The sequence below is a fragment of the Sphaerisporangium fuscum genome (assembly GCF_018531465.1).
GTDB classification, from domain to species: Bacteria; Actinomycetota; Actinomycetes; order Streptosporangiales; family Streptosporangiaceae; genus Sphaerisporangium; species Sphaerisporangium fuscum.
In genome coordinates this window covers 153143-168638 of record NZ_JAHDTF010000025.1, presented here as the reverse complement: position 1 = coordinate 168638, position 15496 = coordinate 153143, and the positions used below count along the sequence as shown (strand labels likewise).

Annotated in this window: 12 protein-coding genes; 7 read left to right on the top strand and 5 right to left on the bottom strand. The window is 70.6% G+C overall.

Going from position 1 to position 15496, the window contains the following annotated elements; genetic code table 11:
* Positions 1 to 38: 38 nt before the first annotated feature.
* The 5 genes from KIK05_RS30515 (at position 39) to KIK05_RS30495 (ending at position 6450) form a co-directional block, all read left to right on the top strand.
* Positions 39 to 2327, top strand: coding sequence for a tetratricopeptide repeat protein (locus KIK05_RS30515; protein WP_214414325.1), 2289 nt, complete (start codon positions 39 to 41; stop codon positions 2325 to 2327).
* A gap of 424 nt (positions 2328 to 2751) precedes the next feature.
* Positions 2752 to 3510, top strand: coding sequence for an SDR family NAD(P)-dependent oxidoreductase (locus tag KIK05_RS30510; RefSeq protein ID WP_214414324.1), 759 nt, complete (start codon positions 2752 to 2754; stop codon positions 3508 to 3510).
* A 229-nt stretch (positions 3511 to 3739) separates the two neighbouring features.
* The gene (locus tag KIK05_RS30505; protein WP_308250179.1) at positions 3740 to 4102 is read left to right on the top strand and encodes a phosphomannose isomerase type II C-terminal cupin domain; all 363 of its coding nucleotides are present in this window, start codon (positions 3740 to 3742) and stop codon (positions 4100 to 4102) included.
* A 690-nt stretch (positions 4103 to 4792) separates the two neighbouring features.
* The gene (locus tag KIK05_RS30500; RefSeq protein WP_308250178.1) at positions 4793 to 5530 is read left to right on the top strand and encodes an HNH endonuclease family protein; all 738 of its coding nucleotides are present in this window, start codon (positions 4793 to 4795) and stop codon (positions 5528 to 5530) included.
* Positions 5531 to 5661: 131 nt separating this feature from the next.
* Entirely contained in the window at positions 5662 to 6450 is a 789-nt protein-coding gene (locus tag KIK05_RS30495) for a VOC family protein (protein WP_214414323.1), read from the top strand.
* Between the two features lie 247 nt (positions 6451 to 6697).
* Here KIK05_RS30495 and KIK05_RS30490 read toward each other — a convergent pair whose 3' ends face one another.
* From KIK05_RS30490 to aceB, 5 genes are read right to left on the bottom strand one after another with little or no spacing between them, the layout of a single operon-like run.
* On the bottom strand, positions 6698 to 7444 hold the full coding sequence (locus KIK05_RS30490; protein ID WP_214414322.1) for an IclR family transcriptional regulator: 747 nt from the start codon (positions 7442 to 7444) through the stop codon (positions 6698 to 6700).
* Positions 7445 to 7449: 5 nt separating this feature from the next.
* On the bottom strand, positions 7450 to 8697 hold the full coding sequence (locus tag KIK05_RS30485) for a (Fe-S)-binding protein (protein ID WP_214414321.1): 1248 nt from the start codon (positions 8695 to 8697) through the stop codon (positions 7450 to 7452).
* A gap of 13 nt (positions 8698 to 8710) precedes the next feature.
* Positions 8711 to 9991 (bottom strand): FAD-binding oxidoreductase, encoded by a 1281-nt coding sequence (locus KIK05_RS30480; RefSeq protein WP_214414320.1) that lies wholly within the window; start codon positions 9989 to 9991, stop codon positions 8711 to 8713.
* On the bottom strand, positions 9991 to 11445 hold the full coding sequence (locus KIK05_RS30475) for an FAD-linked oxidase C-terminal domain-containing protein (RefSeq protein WP_214414319.1): 1455 nt from the start codon (positions 11443 to 11445) through the stop codon (positions 9991 to 9993). The genes KIK05_RS30480 and KIK05_RS30475 overlap by 1 nt, the downstream gene beginning before the upstream one ends.
* Positions 11442 to 13031: a malate synthase A gene (gene aceB / locus KIK05_RS30470; protein ID WP_214414318.1), complete on the bottom strand. Its 1590-nt coding sequence runs from the start codon at positions 13029 to 13031 to the stop codon at positions 11442 to 11444. Before aceB ends, KIK05_RS30475 begins: the two co-directional genes overlap by 4 nt.
* Before the next feature lie 164 nt (positions 13032 to 13195).
* Between aceB and KIK05_RS30465 the strand changes: the two genes are divergently transcribed.
* Both KIK05_RS30465 and hflX read left to right on the top strand, forming a co-directional pair.
* A complete protein-coding gene (locus tag KIK05_RS30465; RefSeq protein WP_214414317.1) occupies positions 13196 to 13891 on the top strand; it encodes a DUF4097 family beta strand repeat-containing protein in 696 nt (231 codons plus the stop codon).
* Positions 13892 to 14049: 158 nt separating this feature from the next.
* Entirely contained in the window at positions 14050 to 15477 is a 1428-nt protein-coding gene (gene hflX / locus KIK05_RS30460) for a GTPase HflX (RefSeq protein WP_308250182.1), read from the top strand.
* Positions 15478 to 15496 lie beyond the last annotated feature (19 nt).

The following is a 15496-nucleotide window of genomic DNA, read 5'->3' as shown; positions in this document are numbered from 1 at the left end:
TTTGGGGCATGCTCCGCGAACTGGCAGACTGACCTGCCATGGACGTTGACATCTGGGCATGGGTCGCAGACACCCAGCGGCAACTGCACGAAGCGGGGAACACCGGGCTGGCCATCGCGCTTGGTGACCTGCCCGCGCAGGCTCTTGAGGGCCGATATGCCCAGCTTGACGTGATGGCACCGGCCGTGGCGCAGCAGGCGGAGGCGCTCGAGCTGCCCTGGCTCGAATTCTTCGCCCGGCATTGGCACCTCCTCGGGCGTATCGGCGACCGCGCCCAAGGAGCGGTCGCCCTGGGCGACGCCAAGGCCCTCCTTGAGTTCGCCGATCGCGAAGACACCAAGGACTGCCCCTCCGTCCCGGCCGCCGTCGAGGCCCTGGCCCTCTGCCAGGCCAACATCGACGGTCCCGGCTACGCCGCCGAGCGCCTGGCCGCCATCGGAGCGGCCCTGGAGGGGGTCGAGCCTTCTTCGCCGGCCTACTGCGGTCTGGTCACGCAGTACGTCTCGGCGCTGTCCGACGCGGGCGAGGTCGAGCAGGCCGTCACCTACTACGAGTCCGCCGTCGCCGCGCGCAGGGGTGCCGACGGGCAGGTGAGCTGGGAGCTCGCGGCGATGGGCGTGCGCGCCCTCCTCGCGGCCGGTCGTGTCGAGGAGGCGCTGGTCGAGCTCGACAGCGCCAAGGAGTTCCCGGCCGACGACCCGGTCGCCAAGGACCACCGCGAAGGCGTGCTGCGGGCGCTGGTGCTCGCCACGGCCGGCCGTCCGACCCAGGCCCTGGAGGCGCTCCCCGATCTCGACGTCGTGGGCGACCACCCTCGCGAGTGGGTGGAGTGGGCGCGTGCCGTGCGTTTGCTCAGCGAGGTCATCACCAACACCTGGCAGCTCGGCCGCGTGCTGCGCCAGTGGATGGCCTACTTCGAGACCATGGGCGTCCACCACGGGCGCGTCGAGCTCGCCCTGATCGCCGGCGAGCTCGCTCTGGCCCGGCAGGGCATCTGGCAGGCGCAGGCGCTGGCCGATCTGGCCGAGTCCTGGATGGGTGAGCTGCGTTCCGCCGAGGGGCTGACCGAGCGTGTCGCGGCCCTACGCGCCGCCGCCGAGGCCGCCACTCCGCCGCCGCCTCCCGGCCCGCAGGACGAGCTGGTCGCCTACTTCGACGCCGCCGACGGCCACAACGCCGACCCCGAGCGGTGGGTCGGCTGGCTGTGGCCCCTGTCCGGCACGGACCTGCCGGCCACCCGCCGCCACACCACGACCCTCGGCTTCCTGGGGTACGCCCCGCTGGGCGCCGAGATCCTCTGGAAGACGATCGTCGAGAACGCCGACCCGGCCACCGCCGAGGAGGAGGACATCGCCTACCTCACCGGCGTGCTCATCGAGGCCGAGCAGGACGAGCGGGTGGAGCGGTTCGCGGCCCTGCTGCCCGCGCCGGTCGGCCACATGGTGCTCGCCCGGCTGCACCGCGCCCGCGAGCGGTGGGAGGAGACCAAGACCGAGGCCGACAAGTCCCTCGAGGCCGGGGCGGAGGGCACCGTGGCCCTCGAGGCGCGCAGGATGCTCGCCGGCGCCACCCAGCAGCTCGGTGACAACGCCAAGGGCGCTGAGATCCTGCGCGAGCTGGTCGAGTCGGGTGCCGGTGAGGAAGAGGACACCTGGCGCATGATCGTCATGGCGACGGCCGCCGAGAACTGGGACCTGGTCCGTCAGGGGGCCGCCAAGCTCGGCATGCAGCTCAACTCCACCGAGGGCCCGATCGAGGAAGAGTGGCACCTGGTCCGGGTCGTGCTGCCGATGTCCGACGGCAGTCAGCGCGAGGTCCTCGCCGTGCGTACCGGCCCCGCCACCGCCCGCCTGCTCATCCCGCAGCCCCGGGGCATGGACTACAACGCCGGCGACGTCGTCGTCATCGACCCGCGCCCGCTGGAGCCGGTGCCCGAGACCGCCGAGGAGCAGGAGAGCTTCGTCATCCCGTTCGCGGGTGTCGCGCTGCTGCGTCCCGGTGGCTACACCAGCTGGTTCTTCGACGGCGCGGCTCCGAGCGAGGAAGACTGGACCGAGTTCAACGAGGTGATGGCCGAGCGCGGCTGGCCCATGTGGGTCTACAGCGACGAGAACTACACCGTCACCCACCCCACCTCCGGTGAGCGCCTCCAGGGTGTCTACGGCTGGATCGCCATACCCCCGGGGGTCGAGCCGGTGGAGCTCGACGCCGTCCTCGACGACGCCACCGAGCGCTGGAGCCACCCCCTCGCCTGGGTCGACCTCGCCCGCAGCGCCGGCATCGAGGTCGAACGCCACGAGCGCATCATCAAGGAGTACGGCCTCTGACCATCCCCACCCACCCGGCGGCGCCCACCGGCCGCCGCCGGGTGCCGTCGGGTGGGTGGCCTGGGGCGTTGGCTCCGGAGATGTCCGGTGAGTGGCGCCGGGTGTGATTCCGCTGTTCCTGGTCGGGGTGTTTGGTGAGTGGCGCCGGGTGTGATCCCGCTGTTCCTGGTCGGGGTGTTTGGTGAGTGGCGCCGGGTGTGATTCCGCTGTCCCTGGTCGGGGTGTTCGGTGAGTGGCGCCGGGTGTGATTCCGTCGTCCCTGCTTGGAAGCTTGTTCGTCTCCTGAGGTTGTCTGCGGTGCCTTCCTGTTCCTTTTCCGGTCGTGTTCGGCGCGGGTCTGCGCCGGGAGAGGGTAGCGGAGGGCGTACGAAGGGCTACTAGAATCTGATTCGGTGTCTTTGGCTGCTGGGAGGGCGGGGCTGTGATGCTGGAGCGATTCAGGCTCGACGGCAAGGTCGCCGTCATCACGGGAGCGTCGTCAGGCCTTGGGGTGGCCTTCGCCCGTGGCCTCGCCGAAGCCGGTGCCGACATCGCGATCGGCGCCCGCCGCAAGGATCGGCTCGAACAGACGCGCCTGCTCGTGGAGGAGACGGGACGGCGCTGCGTGACGGCGGTCACCGACGTGACCCGGCCCGAGGATTGCCAGGGCCTGGTGGACGTCGCGGTCGCCGAACTGGGCGCCGTCGACATCCTGATCAACAACGCCGGAGTGGGGACGGCTGTGCCCGCCCTGCGTGAGACTCCTGAGGAGTTCCGGCAGGTCGTCGACATCAACCTGCACGGCGCCTACTGGATGGCCCAGGCCTGCGCGAAGGTGATGCCTCCAGGATCGTCCATCGTGAACATCGGCAGCGTGCTGGGCGAGACCACGGCCGGCCTGCCGCAGGCGGCCTACAGTGCGTCCAAGGCGGCCCTTGTCGGACTGACCAGAGATCTGGCCCAGCAGTGGACCGGACGGCGGGGGATCCGGGTCAACTGCCTGGAACCCGGCTTCTTCGAGTCGGAGATGACCTCCTCCTATCTTCCCGGCTACCTTGAACGGCAGTTGGAGCAGCGGGTGCTGATGGGTCGGCCCGGTGATCCCGCCGAGCTCGTGGCGGCCGCCATCTTCCTTGCCTCCGACGCCGGGTCGTACGTCACTGGCGCGGTCCTCCCTGTGGACGGCGGCTTCCTGACGTCCTGACCTGCTTATGGCGGGCAACGGTGGGGGTGTTCGCCTCAGTGGGGGGCGGCTTCTTGGTGTTCTGACCCGCCGGTGGGTGGTTGTTCGGAGTGGCAGGCGCTGGCGATAATGCCTGCCCGGGAGGTCAGACGTCCCCGGCACGTGGCTTGGCGGTCTGATATCGGTCGCGCATCATTAACCGGTTTGTGGGAGAGTCACACCTACGTACACATGGGTTCTGGAGGAAAGTGTGCTGGGAATCGACCGGCTCGCCGCGGTGATCCGAGACGAGCGCCCGTGGGGTGGCTTCGAGCGGTTCACGCTGAACGAGACGTCAACCGTGAAGATCATCGAGGTGGCTGCGGGGCAGCGGCTCAGCCTGCAGCGGCACAAGGGCCGCGACGAGCTGTGGGTCGCCCTCGACCCGGGGGCGGTCTTCGAGATCGACGGTGAGCGCATCGAGCCGGCGGTCGGCGACCGGGTCCTCATTCGTGCAGGTCAGACGCATCGGCTCAGCTCGTCCGGTCCCGCCACCCGGATCCTGGAGATCGCCTTCGGCCACTTCGACGAGGACGACATCGAGCGCCTCGACGACGCCTACGGCAGGGCGTGACCGTCCGGGACACGGCGCGAGCCCGGCTCTGAGTGAGGCGGTCCGGCGCATGGTCCGGCCGTGAAACACCAGGCGCCGGTGGTTTGACAGGCGAGCGGGTGGTCACCCGCTCGCCTTCGTCCACGTGCAGCCGATCTACTCGCGTTCGTCCCTGCGGGCCGATTACCTGCTCGTCATTCGCCCGTGTTCAGCCGATCTGGTCGCGTTCGTCGATGGGTGGCCGGTTCGCTCGGACGCCCGCCCTACCTGCTCTGGTTCGTCCGGTCCGGGCAGGTTCGCTGGGCCTTACCGTGTGCGGCTGGTCTGCTCGTGTTCTTTTGTTCAGGGGCGGTTTGTTCGTCCCTCCGGCATGCGCGTCTGATGCTTGGTCTTGGGCGGTTCGTCGATCCATGTTCGCCGTGGCCGGTTTGCTCGGGGGCGCTCTTCCTTGGGAAGGACGCTGGCCTTTGTGAGGTCAGGGTGGATCTGCATGCTTTCGTCGCGAGGTCCCCAGGTGGTCCTCCTGTGGCGGGTTTGTAAAGCATTTAGCGCGTCTGGGCGGTCAAGGCAGTCGCCGGGGCGATTGCCGTGGGGCGGTGTGGTGACACCTGGGGGCTCTCAGCCGTAATCGCGGGTTTCAGGGGTAGTTGCTATACCTAGGTATTACTTTTCCTTTACCTGGGGGTGGCAGTGCACCTGCGTGGGTCTCGCGTGATCGTGGCGGGGGTGGCGGCGATCGTCGTACTGGCGGGATGTGGTCCCATCGACGCCAAGGGTGTCGGTGGCGGCGGTGATACGGGATCGGGAGGTGGCGGCTCCACCGGTGTCAGCCCGCTCGACAATCCGAAGGGTACCGAGCGCGGCCTCGCCGCGATCACCTCGGCCAAGGACAAGGCCAAGGCGGTCGACCTGATCAAGAAGGTGCCGACCAAGGGGCGTGGCCCGAAGACCGGTTACAGCCGGGACGAGTTCGGGTACGCGTGGGCGGACAACGCCGACGGCATCCCCCTGGCCCACAACGGTTGCGACACCAGGAACGACGTCCTGGCGCGGGACGGGGAGGATCTGAAGTACCGCTCGGGCTCCAAGTGCGTCCTGACGTCGATGACCCTCCGGGATCCCTACACCGGCAAGACGATCAAATGGACCAAGCAGGACGCCGCCGAGGTCCAGATCGACCACGTGATGCCGCTGTCGTACGACTGGCAGATGGGCGCCTCCCGCTGGAGCAAGGCCAAGCGCATGCAGATCGCCAACGACCCCCTGAACCTCATCCCGGTGGACGGCTCCGCGAACTCCTCCAAGGGTGACTCCGGTCCGGCGACCTGGCTGCCGCCGGAGAAGGGGATCCGCTGCTCGTACGCCGTGCGCTTCGCCCAGGTGGCCCTGAAATACGAGCTGCCCGTCACGACTGCGGACAAGGACGCGATGCTGACGCAGTGCGCCTGACGCCACAGCCCTGCCCTCTATATGACGGTAAGTACATATATCGGCAAGGTTGGGCGGTAGTGAGTGGAGGCGGCCCGCTGATGGAACGATGCCTTTAGGAGACTCACCAAGCCTGTAGGGGGAGGTCCGGTATGCCGATCCGCAGCGACTACCCGGACGGCGCCCCCTGCTGGCCCGAACTGATCACCCCTGACCTCGCCGGCGCCACCCGCTTCTACCACCGGGTTTTCGGCTGGGCCTACCAGGACCTCGGCCCCCGGCTGTGGAACAGCACCCTGTGCCTGGCGGACGGGGAACCGGTCGCGGCGATGGCGCCACCGGCCATCGGCACGCGATCCGTGCGGACGAGATGGACGCCCTACCTCGCCACCTCCGACGTCGAGGCCTCGGCCGTACGGGTCGAGGCCAACGACGGCAAGCTGGTGGTGCTGCCCACCACCATGCCCGGCTTCGGGAAACTCGCGGTCGCCCTCGACACCGACGGCGCGCCGTTCGGGCTGTGGGAGGCGGGCTCGCATTCGGGCGCGCGGCGGGTGTCCGAGCCGGGCGCCATGTGCTGGTTCGAGCTGCACACCAAACACACCACCAGCGTGGACGCGTTCTACCGGGCGCTGTTCGGTTACGAGCAGGAGCAGGTGGGCGACGGGGTCGACTTCGACTACTGCGTCTGGAAGATCGGCGGCGTCCCGGTGTGCGGCCGGCTGAAGATCCCGTACGAGTCGCGTCACTGCCCCTGCCAGTGGGTGCTGTACCTGACCGTCGCCGACCGCGAGGAGGCGGTGGCGCGCGTCGTGAAGGAAGGGGGCGAGGTCGTCATCGACATGTACGAGCTGCCGCAGGCGACCGTGGCGGTCGTCCTCGACTGTTCCGGCGCCATGTTCGCCGTGTGCGAGTTCACGGACATGGCGCACCATGTCTGAGCCCGGCTCGGCCGCGAGATCACCATCCGCCAACTACTCCGGCACACCAGCGGCATCCCCGATGACACCTCGGCGAAGAACTTCTACCGGCACCGATACGCCTCGGCCGGTTCGGTCGAGTGGGCGGGTGCGGCGTCCGGCTGCGATTTGGCCGGAAGACACCTGCCCAGGGGGAGTGGGCCGGTGTGGACCCTGGGCCCTCGCGCATGAGCTGGGCGGCGACCGCGACGGATCTGCGTGGATTCGGCTAGGACCCGCCCGGTGGGCGGACCTCCGCGCCGAACTCCTCGGCGATCCTGCGCAGCCCCTGGGCCAGCTCGTCGCGGTCGAGCGCCTCTATGCGCTCCATGGGACCCGAGATCGACATACCCGCGATCACCCTGCTGCCGTCGCGGACCGGCACGGCCAGGCAGTGCACCCCGAGCTCCTCCTCGCCGAGGTCCATCGCGTAGCCGCGCGCCCGTACGGCCTCCAGTTCGGCGAGCATGGCGCCGACGGAGGTGATCGTGTGCTCGGTGCGGCGCGGCAGGCCCGTCCGTTCCAGGACGGCCGCCGCGTCGGGACGCTCGGCGAGCAGGACCTTGCCCACCGCCGTGCTGTGCGGCAGCACCCGGCGGCCCACCTCGGCGAACATCCGCAGCCGCCGGGGAGAGGCGGCCTGCGCGACGTACACGACGAAGTCGCCCTCCATCACGGCGAGGTTCGCCGTCTCGCCGGACAGGTCGACCAGCTTCTCGAGGTACGGCTGCGCCCGCACGCCGACCATGCGCTCGGCGGCGCCTCCCAGGCGCACCAGGGCACTGCCGAGCGCGTACCGGCGGTCGGATTCCTGATGGACGTACCCCCGGACCAGCAGGGCCCGCAGCAGCCGGTGGATCGTGCCGTACGGCAGGCCGGTGCGCGCGGCGATCTCCGAGAGCCCCGCCTCCCCACCGTGATCGGCCAGCGCCTCCAGCACGTCCAACGCTCGATCGACACTCTGTACTGTGCTCATGGTTCTCAGCCCAGACTAGTGGGGGACAGGCCGCGCAGGGAGGCGTCGAGGACCTCGGCGGTGTGGGCGACGCGGATCTCCTGCCCGCTCCTGCGCACGGCCGAGGCTATCTGCATCGTGCAGCCGGGGTTGGCGGAGACCAGCAGGTCGGCCCGCACCGACAGCACGTTCCCGGCTTTGCGGTCGCCGAGCTCACGGGCGGCCTCCGGCTGGAAGAGGTTGTAGGTGCCCGCCGAGCCGCAGCACATCGCGGCGTCCGGGATCTCCCTCAGCCGTAGCCCGGGTATGCCCGCCAGCAACGCCCTCGGCTGCTCACGCACGCCCTGTGCGTGGGCGAGGTGACAGGCGTCGTGGTAGGCCACCGTGATCGGCAGTGGACGGCGTTCCGCCGCCGGCCCGAGCTCCGCGAGGAACTCCGACAGGTCGGCGAAGCGCAGCGCTCGTGCCCGCGCCGCCCAGGCGGGATCGCCGGCGAGAAGGTCGGCGTACTCCTTGGTGCTCGACCCGCATCCCGCCGCGTTCACGATCACCGTGTCGACGCCCGCGCGTTCGAACGTCTCGATGGTGCGCCGGGCGAACCGCGCGGCCTCCTCCGGGCGGCCGGAATGCACCGACAGTGCCCCGCAGCAGCCCTGGCCCGGCGGTATGACGACGTCGCAGCCTTCCATGGCGAGCACGCGGGCGGTGGCGGCGTTCACCCTGGGGAAGAACTCCGCCTGGACGCACCCGGTGAGCAGGCCGACGACGGCCCGCCGTTCGCCCCGCGCCTCGACCAGCCGGGGCAGGCGCACCCGGGGCGTGAGCGGGGGAGCGAGGTCGGCCATGGCCGAAAGACGCGGGGCGACCCGCTGGAGCAGGGGACGCAGCCGCGGCCCGAGGGTCTGGTCGGCCTTCAGCGGCAGCCGAAGCGCCCGCAGCCGCCGGGGGTAGGGGAACAGTCCGAACACCAGTGCCCGGAAGGCCCGGTCGGACGCCGTGCGGCGGTGTACCCGCTCGACCTCGGCGCGCGTCGACTCGATCAGCCGGTCGTACCGCACCCCGGACGGGCACGCCGTCACGCAGGCCATGCAGCCGAGGCACGCGTCGAAGTGCCCGGCCATCTCGGGGGTCAGGGGAGTGCCTTCGACGTGCTGTTTCATCAGGTGGATGCGGCCGCGCGGGGAGTCCATCTCCTCGCCCCACAGGGAGTAGGTGGGGCAGGCGGGCAGGCAGAACCCGCAGTGCACGCAGTCTTTGATCAGCTCGGGGTCCATGTGCGTCCGCTCCTCACGCGCCCTGTCCGGCCTGCGGCGGGCTCTCGCCGAGGAGCCGGCCGGGGGCCATGCGGTCGTCGGGGTCGAAGCGCCGCTTCACCCGGCGCATGAGCACGGCGGCTCCGGAGTGCCCGAAGCGGTCGAGCCGCGGCGCGACGTGCGAAGGCGCGCTCCACACCACCAGTCTCCCGCCTCTCTGGGCCATCCGGGACCGGAGCGCCGTGACGAACGTCTCCGCGGCCGCCGCGGGAGTGTCCGGGGGGAGCGACAGGTGGAGCACCGCCGAGGCGGCCGCGCCCCGGACCCGTACCGGGACGTCGCCGGCCTCCTGTGCGGCGGAGGCGACGGCCGCCAGCGCCTCCACGGCCGCGGCGGGAAGTACCCGCAGCTCCAGCAGGAACTCGCCCGCCGGGAGGCGGCCCCACCATTCGGGAGGCTCGCCGGCGAGCCGGGCCGCGGGCCCCAGCAGGTCCGCGAGGGCCTTGGCCCGCTCCCGGGCGGCCACCCCCTCCACCAGGACGGCCACCGTCGCGGGGCCGTGGACCTCCGGCAGGTCGATCTCCACCGCGCTCGGCTCCGACTGGGATCCGGCGACGGCGGCGACATCGGGGAGACTGTGGAGGCCGGGGAAGGTCGCCGTGATCCACGCGCGTGCGGCCGCCAGCGGGTGGAGCCGGAACGTCGCCTCCGCGATCACACCGAGCGTGCCGAGGGAGCCGGTGAACAGCTTGCCGAGGTCGTAGCCCGCGACGTTCTTGACGACCTTGCCGCCCGACTTGGCGATCGTCCCGTCGGCGAGCACGACCGTGATGCCGATGAGCAGGTCGCGGGCGGTGCCGTACCTGAGCCGGCGCGGGCCGGCGGTGGCGGTGGCCAGGGTGCCTCCGACCGTGGCGCCTTCGACCGGGACGTCGAGGGCGAGCTCCTGTCCCGCGGCGCCGAGGACGCCCGCGAGGGCCTCCGTCGTCACTCCCGCCTGCACCCGGACGACCAGGTCCCCCGCCTCGTGTTCGAGCACCTGGTTCAGGCAGCAGGTGTCCAGGAGCAGGTCGCAGCGGGTCGGGGGAGCGCCCCAGTGGAGCTTGGTGCCCGCGCCGGCCGGCACGACGGCCAGCCCCTGCTCGGCCGCGGCCCGCATGACCGCCCCGACCTCCTCGGTGGACTCGGGCAGGGCCACCCAGCGCGGCATCACCCCGGCGACCTCGTCGTCCGGGCCGGCCTCCCGGATGGTGACGCCGCAGCCGGCGAGCGGCGCCGGCCGGTTCGGCGCGGTGTCGTCGGCGGAGGCGGCCATCAGAACAGCTCCGCCTCTCCGGAGGCCACCAGGGGATGCACGCCCTTGCGCACGCCCGGCGCCTCTCCGCACAGGCGGGGCGTCGGGAAGATCTTGCCGGGGTTGGACAGGTTCTTCGGGTCGAACGCGCACCGTACCAACTGCATCGTGTCCAGATCCTCCGGCGTGAACATCTTCGGCATATATCGGGACTTGTCCACCCCGACCCCGTGCTCGCCCGTGATCGACCCGCCGTGCGCGATGCACAGATCCAGGATCCGGCCCGAGACCTCCTCGGCGCGCTCGCCCGCCCCCTCCTCGGCGTCGTCGAACAGCACGAGGGGGTGCAGGTTGCCGTCCCCGGCATGGAAGACGTTCGCCACCCGGATGCCGTATCGCGCGGACAGCTCCTCGATGCCAGCCAGGACGCCGGGCAGGGACGTCCGCGGCACCACGCCGTCCTGCACGAGGTAGGCGGGACTGATCCGGCCCACCGCGGCGAACGCCGACCGCCGTCCCTTCCAGATCGCCGCCCGCCGTGCCGGGTCGTCGGCCACGCGCAGCTCGAAGGCCCCGCTGTCGTGGCAGAGCCGCTCCACCTGCGCGAACTGGTGGGCGACCTCCGCCCCCGGCCCGTCGAGCTCGACGATCAGGACGGCCCCCGCTCCGGCCGGGTACTCGCACCGGACGGCCGCCTCGGCCGCCTCGATCGCCAGGGCGTCCATCATCTCGATCGCCGCCGGGACGATGCCCGCCGCGATGATCGACGACACCGCCCGGCCGCCCGACTCGACGTCCGGGAACGCCGCCAGCAGCGTCGTCACGGTCTCCGGCGCCCGCGACAGCCGTACCGTGATCTTGGTGGCGATGCCGAGGGTGCCCTCCGAGCCGATGAACGCGCCGAGCAGGTCGTACCCCGGGTCCATCGCGTCGAGCTGAACGATCTCCCCCTCCGGGGTGACCAGCTCGATCGCCAGGACATGGTTGACCGTGAAGCCGTACTTCAGGCAGTGCGCGCCGCCGGAGTTCTCCGCGACGTTGCCGCCGATGGAGCAGACCTGCTGGCTGGAGGGATCGGGGGCGTAGTAGTACCCGTACGGGCGGGCCGCCTCCGTGATCGCCAGGTTGGTCACCCCCGGCTCCACGACCGCCCGCCGGTTCTCGACGTCGATCTCGATGATCCGGCGCATGCGCGAGGTGACGATGAGCACGCCGTCGGCGCGCGGCAGCGCTCCGCCGGACAGACCGGTGCCCGAGCCCCGCGCGACGAACGGCGTCCCGGTCTCGTCGCACAGCCTGACGACCGCCGCCACCTGTTCGGCCGTCTCCGGCAGTACGACCACCGCCGGGGTGGCGCGGTGATAGGTCAGCCCGTCGCACTCGTAGGTACGCAGCCGCACCGGATCGGTGATCACCGCGTCGGGACCCAGGATCGAGACGAGACGGCCGGACAGTGTGGCCGGGGCAGGGGTCATGGCATGCGGTCGTAGGCGGGCAGGGTGAGGAACTCGGCGAAGTCGTCGTCGAGGGCGACCTCCGTGAAAAGCTCGGCCGCCTGCCCGTACAGGCTCTCGTCGAACCCGGGCTCCTGGCGGATCTTGCCGAGCTCCTCGGCGATGATCCGCTCGACCAGCTCCTTGGTCACCACCTCGCCGGTGTCGGCGAGCTCGATGTCGTTGTGGATCCACTGCCAGATCTGCGAGCGGGAGATCTCCGCCGTCGCGGCGTCCTCCATGAGGTTGTGGATGGCCACGGCGCCGCTCCCGCCCATCCAGGCGGCGAGGTAGCGCAGGGCGACGTCGACGTTGTTGCGCAGGCCGGTCTCGGTGATGTCGCCGGGGGTCTTGGAGACGGCCAGCAGGTCACCGGCCGACACCGAGACGTCCTCGCGCAGCCGGTCGAGCTGGTTCGGCCTGTCGCCCAGGACGGAGTCGAACACCTCGCGGCAGATCGGCACGAGGTCGGGGTGGGCCACCCACGAGCCGTCGAAACCGTCGCCCGACTCGCGGGTCTTGTCCGCGCGCACCTTCTCCAGGGCGACCTTGTTCACCTCGGGGTCGCGGCGGGACGGGATGAAGGCCGCCATGCCGCCGATGGCGTGGGCGCCGCGTTTGTGGCAGGTGCGCACCAGCAGTTCGGTGTAGGCGCGCATGAAGGGCGCGGTCATGGTCACGACGTTACGCTCCGGCAGCAGGAATTCCCGCCCCCGGGTCCGGAACTTCTTGATCACGCTGAAGAGGTAGTCCCAGCGGCCCGCGTTGAGACCCGCCGAGTGTTCGCGCAGCTCGTAGAGGATCTCCTCCATCTCGAACGCGGCGGGGTAGGTCTCGATCAGCACCGTCGCCCTGATCGTGCCCCGGGGGACGCCGAGCAGCTCCTGTGCCCGGACGAAGACGTCGTTCCACAGCCGCGCCTCCAGGTGCGACTCCATCTTCGGCAGGTAGAAGTAGGGCCCCTTGCCCTTGGTGATCTGCCGCTGCGCGCAGTGGAAGAAGTAGAGCCCGAAGTCGAAGAGCGAGGCGGAGAACGGCCGGCCGTCGACCAGCACGTGCTTCTCGGTGAGGTGCCAGCCGCGGGGGCGCACGACGATCGTGGCGAGCTCCTCGTCGGGACGCAGGGCGTACCGCTTGCCGCCGGAGTCGAAGTCGATGCTGCGGTCGAGCGCGTCGCGGAGGTTGAGCTGGCCGTTGACGACGTTCTCCCACAGCGGGGAGTTGGCGTCCTCGAAGTCGGCGAGCCAGACCTTGGCGCCGGAGTTGAGCGCGTTGATGGTCATCTTCCGGTCGACCGGGCCGGTGATCTCGACCCTGCGGTCGACCAGCCCGGGAGCCGGCTCGGCCACCCGCCAGGAGTCGTCGTCGCGGACGGCCTTGGTCTCGGGCAGGAAGTCGAGGGTGCCGCCCGCGGCCAATTCGGCCTGGCGCGCCTGGCGGGCCTCGAGCAGTTCGCGCCGCCGGTCGTCGAACTCGCGCTGCAGGGTGGCCACGAAACCGAGCGCCTCCGGAGTGAGGATCTGGTCGAAGCGGTCCAGCAGAGGACCGGTGATCTCAACGCCGTCCATGGCTATCCTTTCCACTATGCGGAAATAAAGTTCTGAATTGTGGAATCGACGCTACTCGACCGGTTACTGACGGGTCAACGCCGGGGGTCCCTGAGGGCTCCCTCAGGGATCTCTCCGGGCGTTCCCTGATGAGCGGCCGTTCAACAGGAGAGCATCCTTGACCCATGCGACTTCGACACGTGATCGCCGCCGGGACGGCCCTCGGCGCGGGACTCCTGCTCACCGGCTGCGACCTGAAGAGCATCGGCGGGCCGACCGAGCAGGCGACCCAGTCGTACGACGTCGCCGGCAAGGTGGCCACACTGCGCGTGGACAGCGGCTCCGGGGAGATCGTGGTCAACGAGTCGGGCCGCACGGGGATCCACGTGACCGAGACCCTCCACTGGAGGTCGAGCAAGCCCACGACCCGGCACCCGGTGGAGGGCGACGCGCTCAGGCTGGACAGCACCTGCTCCCACGGCGACTTCGCGTGCAGCGTCGACTACACCGTCGAGATTCCGCACGGTCTGCAGGTCCGGGTCGACACCGGCTCGGGCGCCATCACGCTGAGGGCGCTGTCCGGAGAGGTCAAGGCCTCGACCGGGTCCGGTGACATCGACGCCAACGGGCTGGGTGGCAAGCAGGTGACCGCGCGCACCGGCTCCGGCGACGTCGACCTCCGCTTCGCCGCCGTCCCCGACAACGTCACCGTGGACAGCGGCTCCGGCGCGGGGGTCGTCCGGGTGCCGCAGAACACCTACAACGTCACGGCGTGGACCGGCTCCGGGGAGAAGAGGGTCGACGTCGACAACGACGCCGGCTCCCCGCGCCGCATCTCGGTGAAGACCGGGTCGGGCGACGCCAAGGTGCTCAAGGCCTGAAAGCGGCCCGCCAGGTAACGAAACGGGCAGGGCGCGCGGGCGATAACAAGATGAACCGGTGGGGGTCGCCGTGGCACCATCGGAGGGAAGACAACCGCGGGGTCTCCGTGTTGAACTGTGTGAAAGCGGTGAACCCACGAGCGCTGAGGAGCGCGACCATAGCCACAGAGAAGACGTACACGTACGACGGGTCCTACGAAGACCTCGCCACCGGTGACTTCGACCTCGAGGAGCGGCAGGCGCTTCGGAGGGTCGTCGGGCTCTCCACCGAGCTCGAGGACATCACCGAGGTCGAATACCGCCAGCTCCGCCTCGAGCGGGTCGTCCTGGTGGGCGTGTGGACCAGCGGCACCGTCACCGACGCGGAGAACTCCCTGCAGGAGCTCAAGCTCCTGGCCGAGACCGCCGGATCCCAGGTCCTCGAAGGCCTCATCCAGCGCCGCCAGCGTCCCGACACCGCCACCTACATCGGCTCCGGCAAGGCCCAGGAGCTGCGCGACATCGTCGTCTCGACCGGCGCCGACACCGTGATCTGCGACGGAGAGCTGACCCCCGGTCAGCTGCGTCAGCTCGAGGACGTCGTCAAGGTCAAGGTCATCGACCGTACGGCCCTGATCCTCGACATCTTCGCCCAGCACGCCAAGAGCCGCGAGGGCAAGGCGCAGGTCGAGCTGGCCCAGCTCAGCTACCTGCTGCCACGCCTCCGAGGCTGGGGTGGCAACCTGTCCCGGCAGGTTGGCGGCCGGGCCGCCGGCGGCGTCGGCATCGGAGGCCGCGGCCCCGGTGAGACGAAGATCGAGCTCGACCGCCGCCGCATCCGCGAGCGGATGGCCAAGCTCCGCCGCCAGATCGGCGGCATGTCGGTCGCCCGCGAGACCATGCGGTCCCGGCGCCAGCGCCGTGAGGTGCCGTCGGTGGCGATCGCCGGCTACACCAACGCCGGCAAGTCGTCGCTGCTGAACCGCCTCACCGGCGCCGGCGTGCTGGTGGAGGACGCCCTGTTCGCCACCCTCGACCCGACCGTCCGCAAGGCCCGCACGCCCGAGGGCAGGCTGTTCACGATCGCCGACACCGTCGGGTTCGTCCGGCACCTGCCGCACCAGCTCGTCGAGGCCTTCCGCTCCACGCTGGAGGAGGTCGGCGAGGCCGACCTGATCCTCCACGTCGTGGACGGGTCGCACCCCGATCCGGAGTCCCAGCTGTCCGCCGTCCGCGAGGTCCTCGCCGACATCGACGGCGCCAAGGACATCCCCGAGATCGTGGTGATCAACAAGGCCGACGCGGCCGACCCGGTCGTGCTGGCCCGGCTCGCCACGCGCGAGCGGCACAGCGTGGTGGTCTCCGCCCGCACCGGGGCCGGCATCGACGAGCTGCTCGCCACGATCGAGCGTGAGCTGCCGCACCTCGACCACGAGGTGCACATGCTCGTGCCCTACGAGCGCAGCGACCTCATCGCGCGGGCCCACAAGGAGGGCGAGGTGCTCTCGATCGACCACACCGGCGACGGCACGGTGCTGCACGCCCGCGTGCCGTCCGCCCTGTACGGCGAGCTGGAGCGCACCGCCAAGCCGGTCGAGACGGTGTGACGGCCCGCCTCACCCTTGT